This window comes from Methyloversatilis sp. (genome assembly GCF_030696805.1).
Lineage (GTDB): Bacteria > Pseudomonadota > Gammaproteobacteria > Burkholderiales > Rhodocyclaceae > Methyloversatilis.
Genome location: NZ_JAUYRO010000088.1, coordinates 48,338 through 73,249 on the forward strand (window position 1 = coordinate 48,338; position 24,912 = coordinate 73,249).

Sequence of the window (24,912 nt, forward strand, 5' to 3'; positions counted from 1 at the left end):
TCAAGCCGGGTCGATGTGGTCGAGCACGGCTGCGGCGATCTGCTCGACGTCGTCGCGGGCGAAGCCGAGTATTTCCCGGATGGGGTATCGCACGCGCAGGCCTCGGCGATTGACGCCATCTTCAAGGCCCTCTTGATGCACGCGGGCGATGCGTGCCGCGCGGCCCTTGATCTCGACGGTGGCGGCGGCCGGCGTGGCGCTGATGCGCATATGTTTGGCCGTGGCCATGCGCGCGAACATGAGCCGGCGCACCCGGCCTTTCTTGTCGCGGAAGGCGGGCGGTTGAGGCTTTCGCGGCTCGAAAGGCGTGCCGTCAGGGTTCTGCTGCGCGCGGACACGGTCGATCTGTGCTTTGCGCAGCTGCTGCGCCACGCGCCAGGCCAACTGGCGGCGGGCCTCGGGCCGGGTGTTGGCGACCAGCGCCTGCAGCCAGGTTTCAAGCGGGGCGGTGTAGCTCACTCGTAGGGCACCAACGTGAGGGTGCGACCGATAGCGTCTTCGGGCCGGGCGTCGCGCCAGCGTGTGCGTTCGCCAACCTGCTTGAAGTACCGATACACCACGACGGTGACTTCGACCTGCAGGACGAGACGACGCCGGAAGCCCATGCGGACGCGCGCGCGGCCGGTGAGAGCCTTGTCGGAACAGATGTCGATCGGCGCAACCATGGTTAGACCGGTGTGGGGATCGGCACCGTCCAGTCCGGCGCGGTGTTGGGCTGGGTGTTGATCAACTCCCAGGTGTCGACCACGCCTTCATATGGATCCAGCGCAGGTTCATCGGCGTGGGTGGCGCGCATGGCGCCGTCGACGGTGCTGACGATGACGCGCTCGGTGAGCTGCAGCTTGATGGAGAGGTCCATCGTCTGGTGGGTGAGGATGTCGGCCTCGAAGGCGAAGCCGGCGCGCATGAGTTCGGGGTTCTGCAGCATTTCGGGCTGATGCCGGCGCAGCCACAGCAAGATGGGCACGATGAGGGTGTCGGCATGGCCTTCAAAGTCGGTGGCGATGAGGTTGAGGGTGTAGCGGTACTCGAAGCTCAGGCCCGCGCGCAGCGTGCTGCGGACGTCGCCTTCGTCGATGAAGGTGAGCAGGCGGTCGGGGTGGGCGGCGACCCACGGCGCGGTGGCTTCGAGGTGGCGGCGCAGCGATTCGGGTTTCAGCATTTGCGTTTTTTCTCTTCGATGAGCATGCGTCGATAGATGGCCCGATCGGCTCGCACACGCTCGTTGTCGCGGCGCAGGCGGCGCACTTCGGCGGCGAGGATGAGGATGACTTCGGCGATGCGGTCTCGCGTACCCGACCAGTGCAGGGCGACGGCGAACACCATGGCGCGGTGGAGCTGGGTGCGCTTCACCAGCTCACCCAGGCGCCCAGACCGACGAAGGCGTCGAGGTCTGACCCGCCCGGGCGGCTGTGCAGCGGTACGTCGAGGCTGGCCAGCGCGCCCAGCTTCAGGGCTTTGACCTGCACCAGCTGTTGGCGCGCTTGGGCGCGCAGCACGGGTTCGCCGCGCTTGATGCCGAGGTAGAGGCCGGCGTCACCGCGCTGGGTGGTGTCGATCCACGGCAAGGGCTCGGCGACCGTGTAGATCTGGGTTTCGCCGGTGACCTGGTCGATGACCGGGATGACGGTGACGGGCCGCTCGCCGGCCGGCACCGTGGTGGCGTCGATGACGTGCTTGGTCGGATCGGCCGCGATGGCGGGCGGCAGCTTGAGCTTGGGCTTGGTCGCGGCAGGGCGGGCCTTCACGGGCTCGGTGATGACGATGAACTCGTAACCGGCGTTTTTGACCTGTGCGGCGGGTGCTGCAGGCGCAGCGACAGTCGTTGGCTGCGATGGGTTGCCGCCTGCAGTCACCCACCAGGTGAAGGCGCCGTAGCTGACAGCACAGAGCAGCAGGATGATGACCAGTGCGCGCACGCTCATGGGTGGCTCCGGATCTGACGCGGCCGTGGAATGGGCTGCATCGGGGTTTCGGGCTGTGGGGTGAGGTCGTACTTGCCGCTCAATGACGCGGCGACGCGGTCGGCCGCGATGGCACCGTAGTGGCTGCGCCAGTGCGCGAGCTGGCGGCGGATGTAGCTGCTGCCACGCGAGCGGCCCAGCACCTTGAGCTGATCTTCGCAGTTGTAAATCAGGTGCGGGACCACGTCGGTCATGGCCGCAGAACCTTCTCGAAAGGAAGGCGCTCGCGCGATGCGCCAGGCGTGGTTCGAATACTAAGGACGTGGTTTCCGGTGCCCAGAATGGAGCGCATGTCCTTGAGCGCGATCTGGCTGGAGATCACCGCATGCTCGCCTTCCATCGAGCCGTGCTTGAGCCCGACCGCGATGCAGCCGATCACGTCTCGCACACGGTTTCCGGCGTGAATGAGCACGGCCGATCGACCCGTCTTTTGGTCTTTGGGTATTTCGCCGGGCATGCCCCAGACACCCAGATCCGGATTGCTCAGTATCCAGACGTCGGGAAACTTCTGCGAAGAGTGCTTCGAGACCTGATAGTCGCCGTCCGGGATGCACGACTCGCGGCGTACTCCACCGATGCCGTCCGGATCGGGCAACCATGGCCGTTCGATCGTCGCGAAGGCCGCATCACCGGCGTAAAGCGTGCCCAGAACGCAGGTGCTCAGGTAGGCCGTGCGCACGAGCTGAAGTTTGATCACTGGTGGCTCCTTGATGCGTCATGTGTGGCGCGGTGTTGAGTGGATCGCCGGTGCTCGCGTGGCGGTGGCCAGCGCAGATCGTCGATGTGCGACATGCCAGGCGGTACCCGCCCACGAGCTGCGATGAAGATGAGCAGGGCGGCAGCGGCCAGCCAGAAGGCGAGGTGCAGCACGGTGTCGGCCGGCTGGTGCAAGCCGAGTAGGGCTGCGATGGCAAGACAGCCCAGGGCGAGGGTCGCAATGCTGCCGGTGCGCAGCCTTGGGTTGAGCTGGCACCAGACGGACAGGGCGAAAACGATGATCTGGCAGAGGATCACCAGCAGGGCGGTGGGCGTGATCATTGGGGGGTATCTCCGAAGATGCGACGTCGCGCAGCGGCGATCAGGGAGGGAAGTTCGGCCATGACGTTGGCGACCAGCGCCAGACCGAAGAGGCCGGAGGCGACACGCATGGCGTCAGCCAGCACGCCGTCGACGCCGTACCAGTGGGCGAGCGCACCGCCGCCGTAGTGCCCGAGGGCCACGCCACCCATGAAGGCCAGCAGGCGATCGAGGGCGCGGGCGTCGGTGGTGTTGAAGCGCAGCGCGATGGCCGAACCCACTGCGCCCGGCAGCAGTGCGCCGAGCAGCTTGACGATGGAGGCGGTGGTCGGTTCTGTCATGGGCTTCAGTTCCAGAGCTGCAGGCGCTGCTGCGTTTCGGGTGCGACGGCGATCGAGGGCATGACCACAGCGGTGCCGGCGGGCAGCACCGGCCCGAGCTGTGCGAGGCCGCGATTGGCTTCGAGCACCTGCTCGGTGACGCCGGTGGTGCGGCCGTAGAAGCGCCAGCACACAAGGTCGACGGTGTCGCCCTGCATGGTGCGAACGGTGGATGAGGCGCGGGCGGCCATCAGATGAGATCAACCGTGGTGCGCTGCTCGCCGCGGATGTCTCTGAGTGCCCAGTGCGCGGCGCGGCGCAGGTCGCCGATGGGGGTTTCGAGCTTGTCGGCGTACTGGTGGCCGGCGTCGGTGGCGTCAAAGCTGCGGTACTGCTCGGTGAGATCGGCGGCGGCCAGGCAATAGACGGCGCGGCGGTAGCGATGGACGTGGATGGATTCGTCGTCCACCACCGGGGCGGGCACCTCGGCGAGGGTGTCGAAGCCGAGGGCGATCTGAGCAGCCATCCAGCCGGCGAGGTCGTGATTGACGGTGGCGATCGCGTCGATGAGCGCCGCGCGCAGGCGGGGCGGGGTGACGGTGCCGTCGATGCGCTTGTCTTTGAGCGCGTCGTCAGGATCGACCGCGGGCCAGAACGCACCGCTGGTGATGGGCGCTTGATCGGTCGGCGTGGCGCCGATGGCGACGAATCCGTTCATGGTTGCGGCTCAGCGCGGGTTGTTGAGCACGTAGCGCTGCAGCGCGCGGTAGAGCGGGTGGTCGGCAAGGTCGATCCGCACCGATTCGTCGACATCGACAATGTCTGCCTCGATGGTGACCTTCACGCCCTTGATGTAGCCGGCGCTGTTCTTCGAATCGAACTCAATGAGGAAGGTGTTGGTCGGCGGCAGGGCGTTATTGCTCATCGCTGGTGCTCCTGTGGTGGCGGTGGGGGCGCGGTGTTGCAGTCCGAGAGGAGGAGTACTCCGCTGCGCGACCGCGCCCGCCGCCAGTGCGGGGTCCGCCCGGTTCAGCCGGCGCCGTCTTGCGACGCTGCCGGCGGTTTGGTCTGGCCTTTTTCGGTGCTGTCGGCCGGGGTGAGCGCCTTGATCTTGGTGTCCATTCGCTCGATGTCTTTCTTCACGCCAGCGCCGGCATGCAGCGCGAGCGCGGTCGTGAGGTGACTGCGGATCTGCTGGAGCTGCTCGAGCGTTGCCGGCTCGGCCTGCAGCTCGGCGTGGTCGCGCAGGGTGTAGGCGATGGCCTTGTGCAGCTTGGCGCGCACCTCATCCGGCATGTCTCGCTCGGCGGTGAGCTGCAGGCCGGCGAGCAACACGCCGGTGTCAAACGCAGTACCGCTCGAGCGGCTCTTGAAGGCGGCTTCGGCCAGCTCTTCGGCGATGAGCGTGGGCAGGTCGCGCTTGTACTGGTCGGGCAGGGTGAGGCCGTGGCGCAGGGCGTACTCGGCGATGTGCAGCGCGCCGGTGTAGTCGGCAACGTCCAGGCGCCAGACCATGATGGTCATGATCACGTCGTCTTGCCCGCCCCGGTCCGCCTGCAGGGCGCCGCCCACGTAGGCGGCGTATTCGGGCAGGAAGCGGCGCTTGGCCTCGGCCTTGTTTGCGATGCTCTGGATCTGCTTGAGCTGCCGGCGATGTTCGTCGAGCTGGGCCAGCACGAGCTCGTAGCCGGTGACCAGCGAGGGGTCGATGTGCGTGCCGTTGGCGATTGCCTGCGCGCTGGCGACGGTCGCGACCGCGGCGGCGATGCAGCGCATGCGGTGAGCACGGGCGGGGCTGAGGGTCATGGTCGGTCTTTCGTTCAGTCTGTTCGGGTACCGAGAGGCGGGCGCGTACTGGCGCCCGCCGCCTGAATCACCAGGGCTTATGACCAACTGAAGGTGATGTTTTCGGCCATGCAGCCACGGCCGTAGTCTTCGACGACGTAGGCGTCGTTCGAGCTGTCGTACGTCTCGATGCGGTCGCGCTTGGCGTTATCGACGATCGTGCGGCGGCGGCCGCCCTCCTGCCAGTAGAGCGAGAGGTTGTCGAGCGTGGTGACCATCACGCCGTCATCGATCATGAAGGGCACCTGCACGCCGGGCAGGCCGCCGATGCGCTTCTGGCTGATGACGAGATCGGTCGCGATCTGCTCGGTTGCGGGCTGCGTCGAATTGATCAGCGGGAAGTACTTGTCGGCCATCATCGAGCGGCCGACGACGGCAACGAGACCCGGATCTTCGCGGTACCAGGGCTCGATCAGGTTGTTGACCAGATCGAACACGAGGGCGTCGAGCGTGGCGTAGTCGGCCCCCGCTGCGGAGCCGATGCGGATCTGGCCGGCCGTGCCGCCACCGGTCATGACAGAGGCGGGCTTGTTGGCGCGGTATTGCTGCAGCCAGCCGATGTTCACGTCTTGGCGCAGCGGGTTGGCGACCGGGTCGGTCGCGGCGGCGGCGCTGACGCCGTTGAAGCCGACCATGATGCGGTCAAGCGCCTGACGCTGCAGGATGACGTCGCGAATCATGGTCTGGAAGTTCGGGAACTTGGCCCAGGCGTCCATCTTGGCGTAGGTCAAGTGGGTGTCGAAGTTGGTCTGCTTGCAGAAGTAGACATCGTCGTCGAGCGCGGTGGGGTCGGTGGTGCCGCGATCAGTGGTGGTGGTGTTGGTGCGCGACGCAATCGGCCCGCCGATGCCCAGACCGAGCTTGGCGCCCTGCTGTTCGGTGACGCCCATCATGTTGATGCGGCCCAGAAAGCTGCTGGTCTCCTGCATGCGCTGTTCAAGGCGCTGCTGAACGCTGGGATCGACCGCGAATTTTTCGAGGGCGCTGGTTACGCCGTTGATTTGGGCCATCTGTTGCAGGTAGGCGTTGAACGCCTGGCGGGTTTGGGTGCGCATGGTGTGCTCCGATAGGTGGTGGCGGGGAAGGTGCGATCAGCAGTCGGCGAGCTGCTTTTCAGTGCCGTCGCCACCGGTGGCGGGCGGGCGCTTGCTGTGTTGGCCGGGGGTCTGGTCAAGCTTGGCGGTGAGGGCGGCGAATTTTTCGGAGAGCTTCTTGAGGTCTGCCGACAGTTCTTCAACCTTTGTGGCCTGTGCGTCGCCCTGCGTTTTCGCCGCGGCGCTGAACTCGGCGAGGGCCTTGGCGGTTTCGGCCTGGTGCTTGGCGACTTCAGTCAGCGCGGCGGCGAAGTCGTCGGAGGGCTGCGCGGTGACTTCGTCGCCCTTCTTTTCGGCAGGCTTGAGCATGCCGATGATGGCGTTGAGCAGGGTCTTCGTTTCGCCATCGGCCTTCGGGGCATCGACGGGCTTGTTCGCTGTGGTCATTTCGGTGTCCTCGAATTCGAGCGTGATGGGTGTGGCGGCGGTGAAAACGTTGTCGGGCGACTGCTTGCGCTGCGAGAGCGGGTTGCTCTTGGCCTGTGCGGCGAACTGCAGCATTTCGGTGCCGAGGCTGGCGGGGCTGTCGGTGACGGCAAGTCCGACCAGGTAGGCCTCGCCGCTGCGGGCGAAATTCGAGTCGACCTCGGCGCTGGTGTAGATCTTCTGGCGCGCCTTGTTCATTTCGATCAGGTCGGGCGTGGGGTCGAGCTGGACGAACAGGGCGAGCTTGCCGTCTTCGACCACTTCGGCCTTGACGGCGACGACATCGCCATAGGCGCGGAAGGTGCTGTCCGGGTACAGGCCGCGCAGGTGTTCAAGCCAGATGCGGGCGCCGTACCGGATGGGGTTGTAGGTGCGCGCCATCTGCTCGATCCAGCCGCGCTCGATGGTGCGACCGTCGCTGGTGGCGCCTTCGGTCATCACGCGTATGAACTTGGTCTTTGCCATGGAGGCCGCCTCGGGTTGAGTTGCGGCCATGTTCGGCGGCGCGCGCAGGGCGGGCAACGACGGGCGGTTGTTCGGCGGCTTGATACAACAGGAGGTGACAGAGTCGCGCGCGCGCGGCGGGCAAAGTGGCGCCCATGACTGCCGCTACTGCACCACTCGCCGATGCTGAATTGACCGCGGCGGCGAACCAGATCAACGCTGAAGCGCTGGCGCCGCCACGGTTCGAGCCCACGGATGTGAGCCCGCGACGGCGCGCGCGCGCCCTCTACTGGCAGGGCTGGAGCTTGAGCGCGATTGCGGAAGAGCTTCTCCTCAGCCCGAACACGGTACAGAGCTGGAAGCGCCGTGACAATTGGGACAAGTCGAGCGCGGTGCAACGGATCGAGTCATCGATCGAGATGCGCATGCAGGTGCTGGTGGCGAAGGAAAAGAAGACCGGCGGCGACATGAAGGAAATCGATCTGCTGGGCCGCCAGATCGAGCGCATGGCACGCGTGCGCCGCTTTACCGAGGGCGGTGGCAACGAGGCAGACCTGAACCCGAAGGTGGCAAACCGGAACAGCGGGCCGCGCAAGGCACCCGAGAAGAACGCGATCAGCGAAGAGCAGGCCGCAACGCTGCATGAGGCGTTCGTTGATTCGCTGTTTGGCTACCAGCAGGTGTGGCGTGAAGCGGGCGAGCTGGCTCGCATTCGCAACATTCTGAAGTCGCGGCAGATCGGGGCGACCTGGTACTTCGCCCGCGAGGCGATCGACGACGCGATACAGACCGGTCGTAACCAGATCTTCCTGTCGGCTTCGAAGGCTCAGGCCCACGTGTTCAAGCAGTACATCTTGGAGTTCGTGCGCGAGGCGATCGGCGTTGAATTGAGGGGCGACCCGATCATTCTGCCGAATGGGGCGACGCTGTACTTCCTGGGCACGAACGCGCGCACGGCGCAGAGCTACCACGGCAACCTGTATTTCGACGAGTACTTCTGGACCGCGCGCTTCCAGGAACTGCGCAAGGTTGCATCGGGCATGGCGATGCACAAGAAGTGGCGCCAGACCTACTTTTCGACGCCGAGCAGCGTGACACACGAGGCGTATCCGTTCTGGACGGGTGCGCTTTACAACCGCGGCAGGCCGCGCGACCAGCGGGTTGAGATCGACACCAGCCACTACGCGCTGAAAAACGGCGTGCTGTGCCCTGACGGGCAGTGGCGGCAGATCGTGACTGTGGAAGACGCGCTGGCGGGCGGGTGCAACCTGTTCGACATCGAGCAGCTGCGAAACGAGTACGGGCCGGCCGAGTTCGCGAACCTGCTGATGTGCATGTTCATGGACGACTCGGAGAGCGCCTTCCCGTTGACCATGATGATGCGTTGCATGGTCGATAGCTGGGATGCGTGGACGGACCTCAAGCCGTTCGCCGCGCGACCCTTCGGCAATCGGCCGGTCTGGGTCGGCTATGACCCGAGCGACACGGGCGACAGCGCGGGGCTGGTGGTGCTGGCGCCGCCCATGGTGCCGGGCGGCAAGTTCCGCGTGCTTGAGCGCTTGCAGCTGCGCGGGAACGACTTCGAGGAGCAGGCCGGGCACATCTTGCAGGTCACCAAGCGCTACAACGTGCAGCGGATCAGCATCGACGTCACCGGCATGGGCTCAGCGGTGATTCAGCTGGTGCGCAAGTTCTTCCCGGGTGCCCAGGCGATCAATTACAGCGTGGAAGCGAAGGTGCGCATGGTGCTCAAGGCGCAGCACGTGATCACGCGCGGCCGGCTGGAGTTCGACGCCGGCTGGGCTGATCTAGCGGCCAGCTTCATGCAGATCCGCAAGGTGATGACGGCGAGCGGCCGGCAGATGACGTACGAGGCGAGCCGCAGCGAAGAGGCCAGCCACGCCGACCTTGCGTGGGCAACGATGCACGCGCTGATCAATGAACCGATCGAAGGCGCCAGCGAAACCAACGGCAGCATTCTGGAGATGACCGAATGAGCGAAAACACCACGCCGGCACAGCCGGTACCCATCGAGGCCTTCACGTTCGGAGATCCGGTGCCGGTGATGGATGGCCGGGAAATACTCGACTATCTGGAGTCGGCGAACATGGGGCGGTGGTACGAAACGCCGATCAGCTTCGAGGGGCTGGCGCGCAGCGCGCGATCGGCCCCGCACCACAGCAGCCCGATGTACGTGAAGCGCAACGCGCTGGTGAGCACGTTCGAGCCTCACTCGATGCTCAAGCGCGAGCACTTTTCGCGGCTGGCGCTGGACTTCATCATCTTCGGCAACACTTATGTCGAACGCGCAAACTCGCGCACCGGGCGGGCGTTGTCGCTGACCCCGTCGCCTGCGAAGTACACACGACGCGGTGTGGATCTGGACACCTACTTCTTCGTGCGCGGGTTTCGACAGGAGCATGAGTTCGCGCGCGGCTCGGTGTTCCACATGATGGAGCCGGACATCAATCAGGAGGTGTATGGCCTGCCGGAGTACTTGAGCGCGCTCAACAGCGCCTGGCTCAACGAGGCCTCGACGCTGTTTCGACGGCGGTACTACCTGAACGGGTCGCACGCCGGATTCATTTTGTACATGACGGACGCGGCCCAGAACCCGGACGACATCGACAAGCTGCGCGAGGCGATGCGCCAGGCGAAGGGGCCGGGCAATTTCCGTAACCTGTTCATGTACGCGCCGAACGGCAAGGAGAAGGGCCTGCAGATCATTCCGGTGGGCGAGGTGGCCGCGAAAGACGAGTTTTTCAACATCAAGAATGTCACGCGCGACGATCTGCTTGCGGCGCACCGCGTGCCGCCGCAGCTGATGTCGATCATCCCGAACAACACCGGCGGCTTCGGCGACATCCGTGACGCGGCCGAGGTGTTCTGGATCAACGAAATCCAGCCGCTGCAGGAGCGGTTCAAGGAACTGAACGAATGGGTAGGTGAAGAGGTGGTGCGGTTCAAGCCATACAGCCTGGTCGCCCAGCCGGGTGCCGCGATGGTGCCCTGATCGAAAAGAGAGACGGTGCGACAAGCAGGGTGCGGGAACACCCGGCCGGCCACCTCCAGCAGCTACAGCCTGCCTTCAGCCAAGGCACCGCCACCGTGCACACGGCGAGCCAAAGCTATCACGCGAAGTGAGGAGCTGCTGTGCAATCCATCCGCTGCAAGAAGTGCAACAAGAAACTCGGCGAAGGCCGATACATCGACATGCAGATCAAGTGCCCGCGCTGCGGTGACTTGAATCACCTGAAGGCCACGAGCCTCCATCCCGCGCGCCGCGAGCGCCCGACACATGGAGCCCATGAACGTGGCAAAACCCATCATCCCGTGGATCGGCGGAAAACGCCGCCTGGCAAAGCAGATCCTCCCGCTCTTCCCTGAACACACCTGCTACGTCGAGCCGTTCTGCGGCGGCGCTGCACTCTTCTTCATGAAGGTGCCGTCGAAGGTGGAGGTGCTGAACGACCTGAACGGTGACGTCATCAACCTATACAGGGTGGTGACCCATCATCTGGATGAGTTCGTGCGGCAGTTCCGCTGGGCGCTGTCGAGCCGGGAATCGTTCCTTCATCACCAGCTGGCCGACGTTCGCACGCTGACCGATATCCAGCGCGCAGCGCGCTTCTTCTACCTGCAGAAGATGTGCTTCGGCGCGAAGGTCGAGGGGCAGAGGTTCGGCACCGGTATCACCGGGCCGAAGCGCATCAACCTCACCCGCCTCGAGGAGGATCTGTCGGCCGCGCATCTGCGCCTGGGCCAAGCTGTGATCGAGCACCTCGACTGGCAGGCGTGCGCCGCACGGTACGACCGGCAGGGCACGCTGTTCTTCATCGATCCGCCCTACTGGCAGACCGAGGGCTATGGCGTGCCCTTCGGCTTCGAACAGTACGAAGCGCTGGCCAGCTTGGCCAGGTCGGCCAAGGGCAGCGTGATCATCACGGTGAATGATCACCCGGACATGCGCCGTGTGTTCGCCGGCCTCGACATCCGGACCGCGTCCATCAACTACACGGTCGGCGGCTCAGGCCGATCCAGCAGCGCCACCGAGCTGATCATCACCGCCCTGCGCTGACGTCGACCGGCCACCAGCGCCGCGCGAACCCCAGCCTGCCCACACGGCCCCGCCCGCGCCCCAGCGCGGCCGCGGGCGCCGCCGCTCGCCCAAATGCACCAAACCAGTGCGAAAAACGACCCTCAGACCGAAAACCCGTCCATCACCACCCACCGCGCGCGGTCGAGACCCCGCCCCGCCCGCTCGCTTCATCGACTTCGAATCGTGCGCCGGTGCCTCCTGGTGTATCCGCAGCCAGGACGCATCGAAAAGACAGATCGTCACCCGCTTCCACCGGTGCGCACCGGTGCACAAAGGGGTGCATGGCCACAACCAGCCTCATCGGCCACTGAAATCGTCAGCGACGTCGCAAAAAGGTAACTTCGGTAATCGTTTCTTTTTATTCAACCTAAGCGATTGATTTAAATAGGATGTTTTGGTTACCTTCGAAAGGTGATTTTAGGTAATCAAAAAGGTAACTATTTCTAATTCATTGAAATAAAAGGGGTTTTAATTCGAGAATGTGACCTTGTAATTAGGTAATTTGATTACTTTAAAGTTACCTATAAATCACCTTCTGATTATTCGATAGAACGGCTTTCAGCAAGGCTTTGAAGCTGTTTTCGAAAACAAGTTACCTTAGTTACCTTTTTCCGAAGACGCCAAAAATCAGAGCCTTCACGCGTGCGGCGTTGACGCCTGCCTGTCGCGTGCGTGCTGGTGTTCGAGGGATGTGATCAGGCGAGGAAATGGCGCCGATATTAGACAGCTGTCTAATATCCAGACCCATTTCGGGTAAAAGAAAAAGGCCCGCATCGCTGCGGGCCTTTTGTGTTCTGGCTCCCCGACCTGGGCTCGAACCAGGGACCTACGGATTAACAGTCCGGCGCTCTACCGACTGAGCTATCGGGGAACAAAGAGGGCGCGATAATAGGTTGTGATCCTGCGCGCGTCAAGCGATTGATACGTGACTTTCTTCGCGCTGACTGGCCGCCACTTCGGCCCGCTATCGATTTATGATCACGTCACCTGAAGGTCACAACAGCCTTCGCCGTAGCTCCGACTTACCGCTCGCCCCAGGGCACGAGGCCAGCCTGCCAGCGCAGATCAATGAACGAAAACGCGGTATTCATCAAGACTGAAGCGGGCGAGGATGCGGTGTCGAAGCGCACCATCGTTCAACGCAACCTGCGTTCGGTGCTCATCATGATCGACGGGCGCACGCCCGTCGGCAATCTGGCTCAGCAGTTCGGTGATCCGCTGATCGTCGAAGGCCTGGTCGGCGAGCTTGAACATCGGGGACTGGTGCGCCGGGTGGATAACGCCAGTAACGAAGAAGACGCCGACCGCTCGGAACTGTCGTCCATCATGGTCGATATCGAAGATCTGGTCAGTCAGCCGATCACACCGGTAGCCGATGACATCCGTCGGGCGCACGACCGGTCTTCGGCAAAGGAATCGCCGGTGCTGGACGAGTTCGCGATGGCCATCCCCGAACTGAATGCTCCGGCGGCGGCTGTCGCGGTCGCGTCGCCGCCGCCGGCCGACAGCGATGACGTCCGCGGTGCAATAAGACGCGCGATGATGACCAGCTCAGCGGATGCCGGCGTCGAGCACAGCGCTCCCGGACCGTTGAGGCGTGTGTTTGATCTGTTCGCGGGGCGTGTCAGCGGTGCTGATCGCAAAGGGCCGCCGAGTTCGCTTGCAAAGCGGCTTGTGGTCGGGAGCTTCGTGCTTAGCGCGCTGGTGATCGGCACGTTTTTCCTTTATCCCTACAGCCGGCACCTGCCGCAGATGGAACAACTGGCGAGCGAACTGCTCGGTCAACCGGTGCGCATCGCATCGGTATCGCCCAGCATCTTTCCCGAGCCGTCCATTGCACTGGAGGGCTTGCGCGTCGGGGAGGGCGGGCAACTGGACGTCGCCACCGTCAAGCTCATTCCCCGCGTGTCGACGCTGCTGTCGGAGCGGACGGTCATGCGCGAAGTGCGCATCGAACGTGCAGGACTGAATATTGCCTTTCTGCCCGAGCTGTCGAAGCGGCAGGACATCAACTGGGCATCGCGCTGGCTCAAGGTCGAACGCATCAGCGTCGTCGATTCGAGCCTGCTGCTGCTGGACGGATCGATCGGCAATCTGAATGGCACGCTGGACATCAACGAGGACGGCGCGCTGACGCGGCTGTCGCTGGCCAGCACGGATGGCGGACTGAAGCTGCAGGGCAGCATCGAATCCGGTGTGTGGAATGTCGCGCTCACGGCGCTGGGCTGGCGCACGCCCGGCCAGCCGTCACTGCTGCTCGACGTTCTTGAGGCAACCGGTACGCTGAACAGCCAGCGCCTGCAGTTCGACAAGGTGGACGTAAAGCTTTATGGCGGTTATGCGGTGGGCAATCTGTCTGTCGGGCTCGTCAGCCCGGCGACCGTCGAAGGCGAAATGACCACGTCGCGTCTTGCCATTGCAGATTTGCTCAAGGTGTTTGCGCCCACGCTGCTGCTGACCGGTGACCTGTCTGCGGCGATCGCCATCCGCGGCGATGGGGAAACGCTGGAGGCGCTGCGGCGCACGCTGCGTGCGTCGGGCAAGCTTGGCGTTCAGCGAGGGCAGATCGAACGCGTCGATCTTGTGCAGGCGGTGCGCATTCCGCGTCCGGATGGCGTGCGCGGCGGCAGCACGCGTTTCGATCGGCTCGAAGGCGATGTACTGGCTGACGCCTCCGGGCTCAGCCTGACCGGTGCGACGATGTCGTCCGGACTGGTCGGCGCGCAGGGAGACATCCGGCTGGCCGACGGCCTCATCAATGGTCGTCTCGACGTAAGCCTGCGCGGCAGCGCAACCACGGTACTCGCACCGGTCAGCATCGAAGGCAAGTACGCCGATCCGGTCGTGCGCCTGCGGCGTTGAAGAGCCCAGCCGCCTGTTCTGGTCTCGCGTCGGCCCGGCTTTCCGCCAGTCGGGTTCCGGCATACGTCTGTTTGACGCCTCGCCGGGGTTGCATTCGATCAATTGACGCCAGCGCCAGCGCCACAACTTGCGCGCCGGCTGCTATGGTATGCAGGTGATGTCCCGTTTCAGCCGATTCCTGATAACCATCCTGCTCGTGATTGCGCTGCCGCTGCAAGGCGGTGTCGCCGCGGCGATGATGTGCTGCGTGCCAGGGCAGCCGCCTGCGATGGCGGGCGGGCACGACAGTGCGACCGAGGCGCCGCTGTTATCGGAGCACTGTGCCGAATCGGCCGCGCGCGATGAAAGCGCTGTGCAATCCCCCCAGTCGTGTGCGAGCTCTGCGGCCTGCTGCATTGCAGGCGCGCTGACACCGGCCACGCTCCCGGCGTTTGCCGACAAGGCGTTCCACGAACGACCGTTCGCCGACCTCGGTGGCCCGCCGTCCTTCATCGCCGATAGCGCGGAACACCCCCCCAGATCCGCCTCCGTCTGACGAAACCCTGACGCCCGCACCCGCTGCGGGCATCGATTCACGTCCTGCGCGAGGCCAACATGTTTCACCTCCTTCCGAAAACGCTGCTCGTCTGTGCAGCGCTTGTTCCGACGTCCGCGTGGCCGGCCGATCCCGCCGATCCGGCCGCACCTGTGCCGTCGGCCGACTATCGCTCGATGATCGACGGCTATCGCAGTCATGCGGCAGAGCCCGTAGGTCCATGGCGTGATGCCAACGACCGGGTCGGCCGGCAGACCGGCGCGCACGCTGCGCATGCGGATCATCCGGAGCCGGCAAACCCGCAGCTCGAAGACCCGCATGCAGGACACTCGGCGCCAGCCGGGGCCCGCGCAGAGGGCTCGTCGGCGCACGACCACGGCGCCGGCAACCCCGCCGCCCACGATCACCGAATGCATCACGGCAAGCCTGCCGCCGATGCCGGGAACGTTCCGCATCACTGCATGCACCACGACAACGCTGCGGGCGGCGGCATGAAGCACAAGCACGACGCCTGCCCGATGAAGAAGGAGGGCGGCCATGCGCACCACTGATCCATCGCGTTTGCGGCTTCTGCCGCTCGCGGCTTCGCTGACGCTGCTGGCCGGTTGCGCCAGCTTCAGTCCCGACGGCGGCTTTGGCGCGGTCGAGCAGACCACGCGAGAGCGGCTCGGCAAGGAGGTGAAGTGGGCGCGCAGCGACGAAGACCGTGCGGCGGTCGCCGAACGAGTGGCCAGCCTGCTCGGCCAGCCGCTGACCGCCGACGATGCGGTGCAGCTTGCCTTGCTGAACAATCGCGGCCTGCAGGCGGGCTTCCACGATCTGGGCATCAGCGAAGCCGAGCTGGTGCGCGCCGGCAACCTGCCGAACCCTCACTTCTCCATGTTCCACGCCAGCAAGAAGGAAAACGGCGTGCGTGACTACAAGATCGAACAGGCGATCACCTTCAACGTGTTTTCGCTGCTGACCCTGCCGCAGGCGATCGAGGTCAACAAGCGGCAGTTTGCTCAGACCCAGCGCGCGGTATCGCTGCAGGTGCTGCGACTGGCGGCCGATGTGCGCCGCGCCTGGACGCAGGCGGTCGCCGCAGGCGAAACGCTGCGCTACATGGAACAGGTCATGGACGCGGCCGACGCCGGTGCCGAACTGGCACGCCGCATGCAGGCGGCCGGCAACTTCAGCGCACTGGCGCGCGCCCGCGAGCAGGGTTTCTATGCCGACGCTGCGCTGAATCTCGCCCGCGCGCAGCAGGCGCATCAGGCCGCACGCGAACGCCTGACCCGGCTGCTCGGGCTGTGGGGTGAGCAGACCGCGTTCAAATTGCCCGAACGCCTGCCCGATCTGCCGACAGCCGCCCTTGATGCCCCCGATATCGAGCGCCAGGCAATGGCGTCGCGCATCGATGTACAGATCGCCCGACTCGACGCCGAAGCGACCGCTCGCAACCTCGGTCTGACGAAAACCACACGTTTCATCGACGTGCTCGAGATCGGCCCGGCGCGCGTGCTCGAAGGCCGTCGCGGCGAGTCGTACAAGAAGGGCTATGAAATCAGCTTCGAGGTGCCGCTGTTCGACTGGGGCAGCTCGCGCGTGGCACGGGCCGAGCATATCTATATGCAATCGGTCGAGCGGGTTGCCGACGCAGCCATCAACGCGCGCTCCGAAGTGCGTGAAGCCTACGGCGGCTATCGCTCCGCCTTCGACATCGCGCGCCACTACCGTGACGAAGTGGTGCCGCTCAGGAAGCGCATTTCCGACGAAAACCTGCTGCGTTACAACGGCATGCTGATCGGCGTGTTCGAACTGCTGGCCGATGCGCGCTCGCAGGTCGCCAGTGTCAATGGCTACATCGAAGCCCTGCGCGACTTCTGGATCGCCCAGGCCGATCTCGACATGGCGCTGATCGGCAAGCCCGACCTTGTGGCGCCCGGCACGCCTATGGCAGCAGCGACCGCTGGAGCCGGACATTGACCCCCGGCGCTGTCGCCTCGCCCCGTGGCCACTCGCCGCTGAACCGAATTCGAAGGACATGACATGACTTCCCGCAGAGATTTTTTCCTCAATGCAGGCATCGCGGGTGCCGCGGTGGCAGCCGCCGCGGTCAGCCGCGTGACGCTGGCAGCCGTACCCGAACCGGTGATTGAAACTTCCGCCGACACGCGCGGCCCGTTGATGCCTTCCACGGGACGCCCCTATAACCCCGTCGTCACGCTCAACGGCTGGACGCTGCCCTGGCGCATGAATGCAGGCGTCAAGGAATTCCATCTGGTGGCGGAGCCCGTGGTGCGCGAAATGGCGCCCGGCTTCAAGGCCCATCTGTGGGGTTACAACGGCCAGTCGCCCGGCCCGACGATAGAAGTGGTCGAAGGCGACCGGGTGCGCATCTTCGTCACCAACCGCCTGCCCGAGCGCACCAGCGTGCACTGGCACGGTCAGCGCCTGCCCAACGGCATGGACGGCGTCAGCGGCCTGACCCAGCCGGCGATCCCGCCCGGCAAGACCTTCGTGTATGAATTCACCGCGCGCCGCCCCGGCACCTTCATGTACCACCCGCACGCCGACGAAATGACGCAGATGGCGATGGGCATGATGGGTTTCTGGGTCACCCACCCGAAAGCGCGTCACCCGCACATCGCGCAGGTCGATCGCGACTACGTGTTCCTGCTCAACGCCTACGACGTCGATCCCGGCAGCTACACGCCGAAAACCATGACCATGCTGGATTTCAACCTGTGGTCGTGGAACAGCCGCATCTTCCCGGGCATCGCGCCGCTGGTCGCGCGGAAGAATGACCGCGTGCGCATCCGCATCGGCAACCTCACGATGACCAATCATCCGATCCATATCCACGGCCACGAATTCGAGGTGACCGGCACCGACGGCGGCCCGGTGCCGAAGTCAGCGCGCTGGCCGGAAGTCACCACCGATGTGGCGGTCGGGCAGATGCGGCAGATCGAATTCATCGCCGACGAAGAGGGCGACTGGGCGTTCCACTGCCACAAGAGCCATCACACGATGAATGCCATGGGCCACGACATCCCGAACCTGATCGGCGTCGATCACGAAGGGCTGGCAGACCGCATATCGAATCTGGTGCCCGGTTATATGGCGATGGGCGAGCGCGGCATGGCCGATATGGCCGACATGAAGATGCCGCTGCCGGAGAACACGGTGCCGATGATGACCGGCGACGGCCCTTTCGGATCGGTCGAAATGGGTGGCATGTTTTCGGTGTTCAAGGTGCGCCGCGACCAGAAGCCTGGCGATTACAGCGATCCGGGCTGGTACGCGCATCCGGCTGGCACCGTGGCGCACGCGGTCGACGGCGGGGCCGCACCGGCGACGCCGAAGCCCGCCGAAAACCACGACCACGGCGCCTCGTCGATGCCGCTGCAACAGACCCCGGCGAAAGACATCGAAGTCCAGGTGCGCAAGCCCGCGGGCGGCGCTCACGACCACCACTGAAGGGAAGACTCATGAATACGACACGTCGCACACTGCTGAATCTGCTTGGCCTGGCCGCCCTGCTGCCGCTGGCCGCCTGCGCCGGCGCTGCCCGCGAGCCCATGGTAGAAGTCTGGAAGAGCCCCACCTGCGGTTGCTGCAAGGACTGGATCGCCCATATGGAGGCCAACGGATTCATCGTGAAGACCTTCGATACCGGCAACAACGACATGCGCGCCCAGTTGGGCATGCCGGTCGAGTTCGGCTCATGTCACACGGCGCGGGTCGGGGAATATGTGCTCGAAGGCCACGTGCCGGCGAGCGATGTACGGCGCCTGCTGATGGAAAAACCGAAGGCGCTCGGCCTGGCCGTGCCCGCCATGCCCATCGGTTCGCCCGGCATGGACGGACCGGAGTACAAGGGCCGCAAGGATCCCTACGACGTGCTGCTGGTTCAGCGCGACGGTGCTGCGAGCGTCTATCGCAGCTACCGCTGACCCGGGTTGATCATTCAGGCAGGCGGGTAATCGGCGTCGTCAAGTGCTTCGCGGAACAACGCTTCGTCCTTGCCCGACTCGATGCGTACCCGCTTGCCGGCGATGTCGATGTCGACCGTTGCATTGGCGTCAACCTCGGCAACCGCGCTGCGGATGCGGCCGGCGCAATGACCGCAGGTCATGTCCGGTACGGTGAATTCGATCATCTCTAGCCTCGCGAACAAAATGAAAACCCCTGATGATGGACCTTTAATCGACGCGCAGGTCAAGTCATGGCGATCCGCTCGAAAACAGCGGTCGCCGCCCTCATCTGCGGCACACACTGATGCAAAGGGATTCAAGCAATGAAGCAAGGTCGGGCATGAACGCCAGCGAACCGGGTGCGAGCCCGGCGGCTCGCCTGCAGTCCTGGACGGCCGTGATCGAAGGCATGACCTGCGCGTCATGCGCCGCACGCGTCGAGAAGGCGATCGCGCGCGTGCCGGGGGTCGCGTCGGCCAGCGTCAATCTGGCGACCGAAACCCTGGCGGTGACGGGCGATGACTCGGTCACGCTGACGGCACTGCGCGGCGCGGTCGCGAAGGCGGGCTATGCGGTGGCGCAGCACACCGTGCGGCTGAACATTGCGGACATGACCTGCGCGTCTTGCGTGGCGAGGGTGGAAAAGGCGCTCGTCCGGGTGCCGGGCGTGCTGTCGGCGACCGTCAATCTGGCGACCGAGTCGGCCGAAGTGATCAGTCTGTCGCCCGACGTCGCGCCGCTGCTGGCCGCGGTGGCGCGGGCCGGCTATGCCGCGTCGCTGCCCTCCGACATCCTTCCCGCTGCCGACGACTCCGCACGCGCCTTGCCCGAATGGTGGCCGGTCGCTCTGGCCATTGCGCTGTCGGCACCGCTCGCGTTGCCGATGGTCGGCATGCTGTGGGGCGCGCACTGGATGCTGCCTGGCTGGCTGCAATGGCTGCTCGCCACGCCGGTGCAGTTCTGGCTGGGCGCCCGTTTCTACATCGCCGGCGGCAAGGCGCTGCGCGCCGGCGCAGGAAACATGGACCTGCTGGTCGCGCTCGGCACGTCGGCCGCCTACGGCCTGAGCGTGTACCTGTTGCTGACCGCCGATGAGGGTGCCATGCCGCATCTGTATTTCGAGGCGTCGGCCGTCGTCATCACGCTGGTGCTGCTCGGCAAGTGGCTGGAAACGCGCGCCAAGCGCCAGACCACCGAAGCCATCCGCGCGCTCAATGCCCTGCGCCCGGACACCGCGCGCGTGCGCCGCGACGGACAGGAGGTCGAACTGCCGCTGTCGCAGGTCGCCGTCGACGACATCGTCGTCGTGCGCCCGGGCGAGCGGCTGCCGGTCGATGGGGTGGTGACGGAAGGAACGGGCGAGGTCGACGAGTCGCTCATCACCGGCGAAAGTCTGCCGGTGGCGCGCCAGCCCGGCGATCACGTGACCGGCGGCGCCATCAACGGCTCCGCTTTGCTCGTCGTGCGCACCACGGCGATCGGTGCCGAAACGGTGCTGGCACGCATCGTCCGTCTGGTCGAAAGCGCGCAGGCCGGCAAGGCGCCGATCCAGCGTCTGGTCGATCGGGTCAGCGCGGTGTTCGTGCCGGTCGTGATCGCGATCGCCGCGCTCACCTTCGCCGGCTGGTTGTTCGCCGGTTCCGGTGTCGAGCGCGCGCTGCTCAATGCCGTGGCGGTACTGGTGATCGCCTGCCCGTGCGCGCTCGGTCTCGCCACGCCGACCGCCATCATGGTCGGCACCGGCGCGGCCGCGCGTGCCGGCATCCAGATCAAGGACGCCGCGGCGCTCGAAATCGCACATCGCGTGTCCGTGGTCGCCTTCGACAAGACCGGCACGCTGACCGAGGGGCGGCCGCAGCTGGTGGCCGCCGAATCCGTCGCCATCACCCGTGGCGAACTTCTGGCACTGGCGGCCGCGCTCCAGGCGGGCAGCGAACATCCACTGGCGCACGCGGTAGCTCAAGCTGCGCAGGCCGAAGGGCTGACGTTACCGCAGGCGACGGATCTGGCTGCGGTCGCAGGGCGCGGGATGGGGGGGCAGATCGCTGGTCACGCCGGTGGCCAGACCGCTGATCAATCCGGCAGCCTTACGCTTCGCCTGGGCAGCACGCGCTTCATGGACGAGCTGCAGATCGATGTATCGGTACTGGCCGCACGCGCCGCGCAGCTGCAGTCGCAGGGCTGCACCGTGTCCTGGCTGGCCGGGATCGGTGACACGCCGCAGCTGCTCGGCCTGCTGGCTTTCGGCGACGCCGTGAAACCGTCCGCGAAGGTGGCGATCGGACGCCTGCAGGCGGCAGGCGTACGTACCGTGCTGGTCAGCGGCGACAATGCGGGCGCCGCGGCACACGTTGCGTCGGCATTGGGCATCGACGACGTGCGGGCCGAGGTGCTGCCGGAACACAAGGCCGACATCGTTGCTGCGCTAAGGCAGGGCGGGGCGGTGGTGGCCATGGTCGGCGACGGCATCAACGATGCGCCGGCGCTTGCGGCGGCCGATGTCGGCATCGCGATGTCCACCGGCACCGACGTGGCCATGGCGGCGGCCGGCATCACGCTGATGCACGGCGATCCGGCGCGCGTGGCCGATGCGCTCGACATCTCGCGCCGCACCTGGGCAAAGATCCGGCAGAACCTTTTCTGGGCCTTCGCCTACAACGTGGTCGGCATTCCGCTCGCCGCGTTCGGGCTGCTGAATCCGGTCATTGCCGGCGCCGCCATGGCGTTCAGCAGCGCCAGCGTGGTCGGCAATGCGCTGCTGTTGCGTCGCTGGAAGGCCGGTGGCCCGTGACTATCGCCCGCATCAGCCAGCCGGGCGCGACGCATTGCGGCCAACCGCACGCATGGATACGCCGACTGGCGGCGCGGCCATGCGCTGCGTCAAGCCGCCTGGCCGCGCGCGGCGCATAATCCACGCTGCAAACCCCTCCGAATGATTTTCTGCAGCGGCCCACCACCATGTCCGACAGCCAGGCGCTTCTCGAATCCCGCCATTTCCTGACCCGTTCCGTTCCGCTGTTCAGCCCGGTGAACTGGTTGGTCGCCGGCTGGCGCGATTTCCAGCGCTGCCCGCTGCCCGGTCTGCTGCACGGCGTGCTGGTTGCCATCTTCGGTGCCTTGCTGTGCTGGTGGATACCCGATCGCTTCTGGCTGCTTGGCGGGGCTTTCACCGGCTTCCTGCTCGTGGCGCCGGTCATCGCGACCGGGCTGTATGCCGTCAGCCGCGCGCTGGAACGCGGCGAGTCGGCGGATCTGGCCACCGCGCTCACGGTCTGGAAGCCGCGTGACGGACGCATGGTGACTTTCGGCCTGCTGCTGGCGCTGGCCGGTACCGGCTGGGTGCTGACGTCGGCTGCATTGATCTGGTCATTCGCTGCCGCGCCGGTCGTCACCCCTGTGGACTTTCTGCGCATCGTCGTGCTGGCCGAACAGGGCTGGCTGTTCGAGGGCTGGCTGTTGCTGGGCGGGCTGCTCGCAGCACCGCTGTTCGCTTCCAGCGTGGTGGCGATCCCGCTGCTGCTCGATCGGCAGATCGGCGTACTGGGTGCGGTGCTGACCAGCTGGCGCGTCGTGATGACCAATCCGGCGCCGCTTGCGCTGTGGGGCGCGACGATCGCGTTCTTCACGCTGTTCGGCATGGCGACCGGCCTGCTGGCGATGCCGGTGGTCATTCCGTTGCTCGGGCATGCCAGCTGGCACGCCTACCGCGAGCTGGTGGGCAGTTCGGTGTCGACGGCGCGCTGAAGGGCGATCCGATCATGTCCGGCATCACCGAAGAACAATTCGCGCAGTTTGGCCTGACCTTCGGCGTCACGGCCTTCATGTTGTACATGCTGTTCATCCTGCTGCAACTGGCGCGCGAATCGAAAGCGGGGCGTTTCGGCACCTTCGTCATCCTGCTCGGCCTCGGTCTGGGCATGATGGGATTCGTCGCCAAGTTCGTCATCAAGTGGATCCTCGACAGCTGATCACCGGTACCTGCCAGGCATGAGCGAAACGTCGGCGTCGTCGGGCCTGACCGAAGCGGAGGTGGCGGCGCGGCGTGCGCGCGACGGCTGGAACGAACTTGCTGTCGATCGCTCGCGCAGCATTGCGGGCATCGTGCTCGAAGTGGCGCGCGAGCCGATGTTCCTGCTGATGCTCGGTGCCGGTGCGCTCTACTTGCTGATCGGCGATCCGCAGGAAGCTTTCGTACTGCTCGGCTTCGTGCTGGTGATCATTGCCGTGACCGTGGTGCAGCAGCGGCGCACCGAAACGGCTCTGGCCGCTCTGCGTGACCTGTCGAGCCCGCGTGCGCTGGTGCTGCGCGACGGCAAGGTGACGCGGGTGGCCGGGCGCGAGGTGGTGGTGGGTGACCGCATGTTGCTGAACGAGGGCGACCGCGTGCCGGCCGATGGTGTCGTGCTGTCGGCGCGCGACTTCACGCTCGACGAATCGATGCTGACCGGCGAGTCGGTGGCGGTGGCCAGGCTGCCGGTCGATGGCGGCCCCGCGCTGCAGGTGTATGCCGGCACGCTGGTGGTCAGCGGTCAGGCCGCGGTCGAAGTGAGCGCCATCGGCAATGCGACCGAACTGGGTCGCATCGGCAAATCGCTCGGCGCGATCAGCAGCGGTGCTTCACCCTTGCAGCTCGAACTGGCGAAGCTCGCGCGTCGGCTGGCGGTGATCGGCGGTGTGCTGTGCGTGCTGCTCGCGCTGCTCTACGCCATGCTGCGCGGTGGCTGGCTCGATGGTCTGCTGGCTGGCATCACGCTGGCCATGGGCGTGCTGCCGCAGGAATTTCCGGTCATCCTCATCGTGTTCCTCGCCTTCGGGGCGCGCCGCATCGCGGCGCACGGAGTGCTGACGCGGCGTCTCGCGGCGATCGAAACGCTGGGCCAGACCACTGTGCTGTGCGTCGACAAGACCGGCACATTGACGCGCAACCGCATGGCCGTCGCCGCCCTGGTTGCGGGCGACGATACGCTTTACCTGGATGCCGGCCAGCCGCTGGCCGAGCTGCCGGAAACCTTTCACCGGCTGCTCGAATACGCCGTGCTGGCGAGCGAAGCAGATCCGCACGACCCGATGGAAAAGGCCTTTTTGAGTCTGGCCGACACCCATCTTTCGAACACCGAACATCTGCACCCGGACTGGCGGCTCGCGCATGAGTACGAGTTGTCGCCCGATCTGCTGGCGATGTCGCATCTGTGGCAGGTGCCCGACAGCGCGCGCAGCGAGGTCGCTTCGAAAGGTGCGCCCGAGGCGATCGCCGACCTGTGCCACCTGGCGCCCGAGGCGCGCGCACACGTGTCGCAGCAGGCCGGCGCGCTGGCCGACCGCGGTCTGCGCGTGCTGGCGGTCGCGCATGCCGTGCACCCGGGCAGCGAAGCACCGGCGATCCAGCACGATTTCGAATTCCGCTTCATCGGTCTGATCGGTCTGGCCGACCCGCTGCGTGACGGCGTGCCCGAAGCGGTGGCCGAATGCCGCGCCGCGGGCGTGCGCGTCGTCATGATCACCGGCGACCACCCGCGCACCGCGCAGGCCATCGCCGCACAGGCCGGCATCGAAGGCGAGCGCGTACTGACCGGTCCGGATCTGGCGGCGATGGACGACGCCGGCTTCGCTGCTGCGGCTGCACAGGGTGGCGTGTTTGCGCGCGTCAGTCCGCAGCAGAAGCTGGCCCTGGTCGAGGCGCTGAAGGCGCGCGGCGACATCGTCGCGATGACCGGCGACGGCGTGAATGACGCGCCGGCGCTGAAGGCGGCCCACATCGGCATCGCGATGGGCCGGCGCGGTACCGACGTGGCGCGCGAGGCGGCCGATCTGGTGCTGGTCGAAGACGATTTCGCCGCACTGGTGCACGCGATCCGGCTCGGCCGGCGCATCTTCCGCAACCTGCGCCACGCCATGACTTACACGCTGGCGGTGCATGTACCCATCATCGTTCTGGCCACTGCGCCGGTGCTGTTCGGCTGGCCGCTGGTGCTGGCACCGGCCCATATCGCCTTCCTTGAACTGGTGATCGACCCCTCGTGTTCGGTGGTGTTCGAATCCGACGAGGCGGACGAAGGCGTGATGCGCGAGCCGCCGCGTCCGGGCAGCGACCCGCTGCTGCCGTCTTCCCGCCTCTGGACCAGCCTGTTGCTTGGCACCGTGACGTCAGCCGTCGTGCTCGCGGTGCACGCCTTCGCGAGCGCGCAGGGCTTCGACGCGTCCGTGGTCCGCACCTGGGTATTCATCGCGCTGGTGAGCAGCGGCATCGCGCTCATCTTTTGCGCCCGCACCCACGGTGGCGCCTGGCTGGATGCCTTGCGCGGCACCGCACCGGTGGCGCGCGCCATCATCGCCGCCACGCTGCTCGC

General features: G+C 65.8%; 29 protein-coding genes and 1 tRNA gene. 13 read left to right on the forward strand and 17 right to left on the reverse strand.

Annotation, left to right across the window (positions count from 1 at the left end; translation table 11 throughout):
• From Q8R75_RS13965 to Q8R75_RS14035, 15 genes are all read right to left on the reverse strand, one after another.
• Positions 1–459 (reverse strand): phage virion morphogenesis protein, encoded by a 459-nt coding sequence (locus tag Q8R75_RS13965; RefSeq protein WP_305663751.1) that lies wholly within the window; start codon positions 457–459, stop codon positions 1–3.
• A complete protein-coding gene (locus tag Q8R75_RS13970; RefSeq protein WP_305663752.1) occupies positions 456–665 on the reverse strand; it encodes a hypothetical protein in 210 nt (69 codons plus the stop codon). Before Q8R75_RS13970 ends, Q8R75_RS13965 begins: the two co-directional genes overlap by 4 nt.
• Positions 666–667: 2 nt before the next feature.
• Complete coding sequence (locus Q8R75_RS13975; RefSeq protein WP_305663753.1) at positions 668–1,162, reverse strand: phage tail protein; 495 nt, start codon at positions 1,160–1,162, stop codon at positions 668–670.
• Complete coding sequence (locus tag Q8R75_RS13980) at positions 1,156–1,353, reverse strand: hypothetical protein (protein ID WP_305663754.1); 198 nt, start codon at positions 1,351–1,353, stop codon at positions 1,156–1,158. Before Q8R75_RS13980 ends, Q8R75_RS13975 begins: the two co-directional genes overlap by 7 nt.
• Positions 1,350–1,925 carry a hypothetical protein gene (locus tag Q8R75_RS13985; protein ID WP_305663755.1) on the reverse strand — a complete coding sequence of 192 codons (576 nt, stop codon included), beginning with the start codon at positions 1,923–1,925 and terminating at the stop codon, positions 1,350–1,352. The genes Q8R75_RS13980 and Q8R75_RS13985 overlap by 4 nt, the downstream gene beginning before the upstream one ends.
• On the reverse strand, positions 1,922–2,158 hold the full coding sequence (locus tag Q8R75_RS13990) for a hypothetical protein (RefSeq protein ID WP_305663756.1): 237 nt from the start codon (positions 2,156–2,158) through the stop codon (positions 1,922–1,924). Before Q8R75_RS13990 ends, Q8R75_RS13985 begins: the two co-directional genes overlap by 4 nt.
• Positions 2,155–2,661 (reverse strand): DUF5675 family protein, encoded by a 507-nt coding sequence (locus Q8R75_RS13995; protein ID WP_305663757.1) that lies wholly within the window; start codon positions 2,659–2,661, stop codon positions 2,155–2,157. The genes Q8R75_RS13990 and Q8R75_RS13995 overlap by 4 nt, the downstream gene beginning before the upstream one ends.
• Entirely contained in the window at positions 2,658–3,002 is a 345-nt protein-coding gene (locus tag Q8R75_RS14000) for a hypothetical protein (protein ID WP_305663758.1), read from the reverse strand. Before Q8R75_RS14000 ends, Q8R75_RS13995 begins: the two co-directional genes overlap by 4 nt.
• Entirely contained in the window at positions 2,999–3,322 is a 324-nt protein-coding gene (locus Q8R75_RS14005) for a hypothetical protein (RefSeq protein ID WP_305663759.1), read from the reverse strand. Before Q8R75_RS14005 ends, Q8R75_RS14000 begins: the two co-directional genes overlap by 4 nt.
• Before the next feature lie 5 nt (positions 3,323–3,327).
• On the reverse strand, positions 3,328–3,552 hold the full coding sequence (locus tag Q8R75_RS14010) for a tail protein X (protein WP_305663760.1): 225 nt from the start codon (positions 3,550–3,552) through the stop codon (positions 3,328–3,330).
• On the reverse strand, positions 3,552–4,019 hold the full coding sequence (locus tag Q8R75_RS14015) for a head completion/stabilization protein (protein WP_305663761.1): 468 nt from the start codon (positions 4,017–4,019) through the stop codon (positions 3,552–3,554). The genes Q8R75_RS14010 and Q8R75_RS14015 overlap by 1 nt, the downstream gene beginning before the upstream one ends.
• A gap of 9 nt (positions 4,020–4,028) precedes the next feature.
• Positions 4,029–4,226, reverse strand: a complete 198-nt coding sequence (locus Q8R75_RS14020; RefSeq protein WP_305663762.1) for a hypothetical protein — start codon at positions 4,224–4,226, stop codon at positions 4,029–4,031.
• Between the two features lie 104 nt (positions 4,227–4,330).
• Entirely contained in the window at positions 4,331–5,107 is a 777-nt protein-coding gene (gene gpM, locus Q8R75_RS14025) for a phage terminase small subunit (protein ID WP_305663763.1), read from the reverse strand.
• Positions 5,108–5,184: 77 nt separating this feature from the next.
• Positions 5,185–6,201, reverse strand: coding sequence for a phage major capsid protein, P2 family (locus Q8R75_RS14030; protein WP_305663764.1), 1,017 nt, complete (start codon positions 6,199–6,201; stop codon positions 5,185–5,187).
• A 36-nt stretch (positions 6,202–6,237) separates the two neighbouring features.
• Positions 6,238–7,131, reverse strand: coding sequence for a GPO family capsid scaffolding protein (locus tag Q8R75_RS14035; protein WP_305663765.1), 894 nt, complete (start codon positions 7,129–7,131; stop codon positions 6,238–6,240).
• Positions 7,132–7,265: 134 nt separating this feature from the next.
• Between Q8R75_RS14035 and Q8R75_RS14040 the strand changes: the two genes are divergently transcribed.
• The 3 genes from Q8R75_RS14040 to Q8R75_RS14050 all read left to right on the forward strand — a co-directional run bounded on the left by Q8R75_RS14040 (position 7,266) and on the right by Q8R75_RS14050 (position 11,188).
• A complete protein-coding gene (locus tag Q8R75_RS14040) occupies positions 7,266–9,107 on the forward strand; it encodes a terminase ATPase subunit family protein (protein ID WP_305663766.1) in 1,842 nt (613 codons plus the stop codon).
• Positions 9,104–10,123, forward strand: coding sequence for a phage portal protein (locus Q8R75_RS14045; protein ID WP_305663767.1), 1,020 nt, complete (start codon positions 9,104–9,106; stop codon positions 10,121–10,123). The genes Q8R75_RS14040 and Q8R75_RS14045 overlap by 4 nt, the downstream gene beginning before the upstream one ends.
• Before the next feature lie 300 nt (positions 10,124–10,423).
• Positions 10,424–11,188 (forward strand): DNA adenine methylase, encoded by a 765-nt coding sequence (locus Q8R75_RS14050; protein WP_305663768.1) that lies wholly within the window; start codon positions 10,424–10,426, stop codon positions 11,186–11,188.
• An 816-nt stretch (positions 11,189–12,004) separates the two neighbouring features.
• Here Q8R75_RS14050 and Q8R75_RS14055 read toward each other — a convergent pair.
• Positions 12,005–12,080: transfer RNA gene (locus Q8R75_RS14055), tRNA-Asn, on the reverse strand.
• 197 nt (positions 12,081–12,277) lie between these two features.
• On the opposite strand from Q8R75_RS14055, the gene Q8R75_RS14060 reads away from it, so the two are divergent.
• From Q8R75_RS14060 to Q8R75_RS14085, 6 genes are all read left to right on the forward strand, one after another.
• Positions 12,278–14,071 carry an AsmA-like C-terminal region-containing protein gene (locus Q8R75_RS14060; protein WP_305626070.1) on the forward strand — a complete coding sequence of 598 codons (1,794 nt, stop codon included), beginning with the start codon at positions 12,278–12,280 and terminating at the stop codon, positions 14,069–14,071.
• Positions 14,072–14,219: 148 nt separating this feature from the next.
• On the forward strand, positions 14,220–14,606 hold the full coding sequence (locus tag Q8R75_RS14065; protein ID WP_305626069.1) for a hypothetical protein: 387 nt from the start codon (positions 14,220–14,222) through the stop codon (positions 14,604–14,606).
• A 59-nt stretch (positions 14,607–14,665) separates the two neighbouring features.
• On the forward strand, positions 14,666–15,157 hold the full coding sequence (locus tag Q8R75_RS14070) for a hypothetical protein (protein WP_305626068.1): 492 nt from the start codon (positions 14,666–14,668) through the stop codon (positions 15,155–15,157).
• Complete coding sequence (locus Q8R75_RS14075; protein WP_305626067.1) at positions 15,144–16,574, forward strand: TolC family protein; 1,431 nt, start codon at positions 15,144–15,146, stop codon at positions 16,572–16,574. Before Q8R75_RS14070 ends, Q8R75_RS14075 begins: the two co-directional genes overlap by 14 nt.
• Before the next feature lie 63 nt (positions 16,575–16,637).
• Positions 16,638–18,068: a copper oxidase gene (locus tag Q8R75_RS14080; RefSeq protein ID WP_305626066.1), complete on the forward strand. Its 1,431-nt coding sequence runs from the start codon at positions 16,638–16,640 to the stop codon at positions 18,066–18,068.
• Between the two features lie 11 nt (positions 18,069–18,079).
• The gene (locus Q8R75_RS14085; RefSeq protein WP_305626065.1) at positions 18,080–18,544 is read left to right on the forward strand and encodes a DUF411 domain-containing protein; all 465 of its coding nucleotides are present in this window, start codon (positions 18,080–18,082) and stop codon (positions 18,542–18,544) included.
• 14 nt (positions 18,545–18,558) lie between these two features.
• On the opposite strand, the gene Q8R75_RS14090 is transcribed toward Q8R75_RS14085, so the two are convergent.
• Entirely contained in the window at positions 18,559–18,750 is a 192-nt protein-coding gene (locus Q8R75_RS14090) for a heavy-metal-associated domain-containing protein (RefSeq protein ID WP_305626064.1), read from the reverse strand.
• 155 nt (positions 18,751–18,905) lie between these two features.
• Between Q8R75_RS14090 and Q8R75_RS14095 the strand changes: the two genes are divergently transcribed.
• The 4 genes from Q8R75_RS14095 to Q8R75_RS14110 form a co-directional block, all read left to right on the forward strand.
• Positions 18,906–21,356, forward strand: a complete 2,451-nt coding sequence (locus Q8R75_RS14095; RefSeq protein ID WP_305663769.1) for a heavy metal translocating P-type ATPase — start codon at positions 18,906–18,908, stop codon at positions 21,354–21,356.
• 167 nt (positions 21,357–21,523) lie between these two features.
• A complete protein-coding gene (locus tag Q8R75_RS14100; protein ID WP_305626062.1) occupies positions 21,524–22,309 on the forward strand; it encodes a DUF2189 domain-containing protein in 786 nt (261 codons plus the stop codon).
• 14 nt (positions 22,310–22,323) lie between these two features.
• Positions 22,324–22,533: a DUF2788 domain-containing protein gene (locus Q8R75_RS14105; RefSeq protein WP_069037875.1), complete on the forward strand. Its 210-nt coding sequence runs from the start codon at positions 22,324–22,326 to the stop codon at positions 22,531–22,533.
• Between the two features lie 19 nt (positions 22,534–22,552).
• The coding region (locus tag Q8R75_RS14110; protein WP_305663770.1) for a cation-translocating P-type ATPase at positions 22,553–24,912 on the forward strand (2,360 nt) is incomplete at its 3' end.

Coding starts and splice junctions, on each gene's coding strand:
- Q8R75_RS13970 (WP_305663752.1), bottom strand. CDS start 665: ATGGTTGCGCCGATCGACATCTGTTCCGACAAGGCTCTCACCGGCCGC.
- Q8R75_RS13975 (WP_305663753.1), bottom strand. CDS start 1,162: ATGCTGAAACCCGAATCGCTGCGCCGCCACCTCGAAGCCACCGCGCCG.
- Q8R75_RS13985 (WP_305663755.1), bottom strand. CDS start 1,925: ATGAGCGTGCGCGCACTGGTCATCATCCTGCTGCTCTGTGCTGTCAGC.
- Q8R75_RS13990 (WP_305663756.1), bottom strand. CDS start 2,158: ATGACCGACGTGGTCCCGCACCTGATTTACAACTGCGAAGATCAGCTC.
- Q8R75_RS14000 (WP_305663758.1), bottom strand. CDS start 3,002: ATGATCACGCCCACCGCCCTGCTGGTGATCCTCTGCCAGATCATCGTT.
- Q8R75_RS14005 (WP_305663759.1), bottom strand. CDS start 3,322: ATGACAGAACCGACCACCGCCTCCATCGTCAAGCTGCTCGGCGCACTG.
- Q8R75_RS14010 (WP_305663760.1), bottom strand. CDS start 3,552: ATGGCCGCCCGCGCCTCATCCACCGTTCGCACCATGCAGGGCGACACC.
- Q8R75_RS14015 (WP_305663761.1), bottom strand. CDS start 4,019: ATGAACGGATTCGTCGCCATCGGCGCCACGCCGACCGATCAAGCGCCC.
- Q8R75_RS14020 (WP_305663762.1), bottom strand. CDS start 4,226: ATGAGCAATAACGCCCTGCCGCCGACCAACACCTTCCTCATTGAGTTC.
- gpM (WP_305663763.1), bottom strand. CDS start 5,107: ATGACCCTCAGCCCCGCCCGTGCTCACCGCATGCGCTGCATCGCCGCC.
- Q8R75_RS14030 (WP_305663764.1), bottom strand. CDS start 6,201: ATGCGCACCCAAACCCGCCAGGCGTTCAACGCCTACCTGCAACAGATG.
- Q8R75_RS14035 (WP_305663765.1), bottom strand. CDS start 7,131: ATGGCAAAGACCAAGTTCATACGCGTGATGACCGAAGGCGCCACCAGC.
- Q8R75_RS14040 (WP_305663766.1), top strand. CDS start 7,266: ATGACTGCCGCTACTGCACCACTCGCCGATGCTGAATTGACCGCGGCG.
- Q8R75_RS14045 (WP_305663767.1), top strand. CDS start 9,104: ATGAGCGAAAACACCACGCCGGCACAGCCGGTACCCATCGAGGCCTTC.
- Q8R75_RS14060 (WP_305626070.1), top strand. CDS start 12,278: ATGAACGAAAACGCGGTATTCATCAAGACTGAAGCGGGCGAGGATGCG.
- Q8R75_RS14065 (WP_305626069.1), top strand. CDS start 14,220: ATGCAGGTGATGTCCCGTTTCAGCCGATTCCTGATAACCATCCTGCTC.
- Q8R75_RS14070 (WP_305626068.1), top strand. CDS start 14,666: ATGTTTCACCTCCTTCCGAAAACGCTGCTCGTCTGTGCAGCGCTTGTT.
- Q8R75_RS14075 (WP_305626067.1), top strand. CDS start 15,144: ATGCGCACCACTGATCCATCGCGTTTGCGGCTTCTGCCGCTCGCGGCT.
- Q8R75_RS14080 (WP_305626066.1), top strand. CDS start 16,638: ATGACTTCCCGCAGAGATTTTTTCCTCAATGCAGGCATCGCGGGTGCC.
- Q8R75_RS14085 (WP_305626065.1), top strand. CDS start 18,080: ATGAATACGACACGTCGCACACTGCTGAATCTGCTTGGCCTGGCCGCC.
- Q8R75_RS14090 (WP_305626064.1), bottom strand. CDS start 18,750: ATGATCGAATTCACCGTACCGGACATGACCTGCGGTCATTGCGCCGGC.
- Q8R75_RS14095 (WP_305663769.1), top strand. CDS start 18,906: ATGAACGCCAGCGAACCGGGTGCGAGCCCGGCGGCTCGCCTGCAGTCC.
- Q8R75_RS14100 (WP_305626062.1), top strand. CDS start 21,524: ATGTCCGACAGCCAGGCGCTTCTCGAATCCCGCCATTTCCTGACCCGT.
- Q8R75_RS14105 (WP_069037875.1), top strand. CDS start 22,324: ATGTCCGGCATCACCGAAGAACAATTCGCGCAGTTTGGCCTGACCTTC.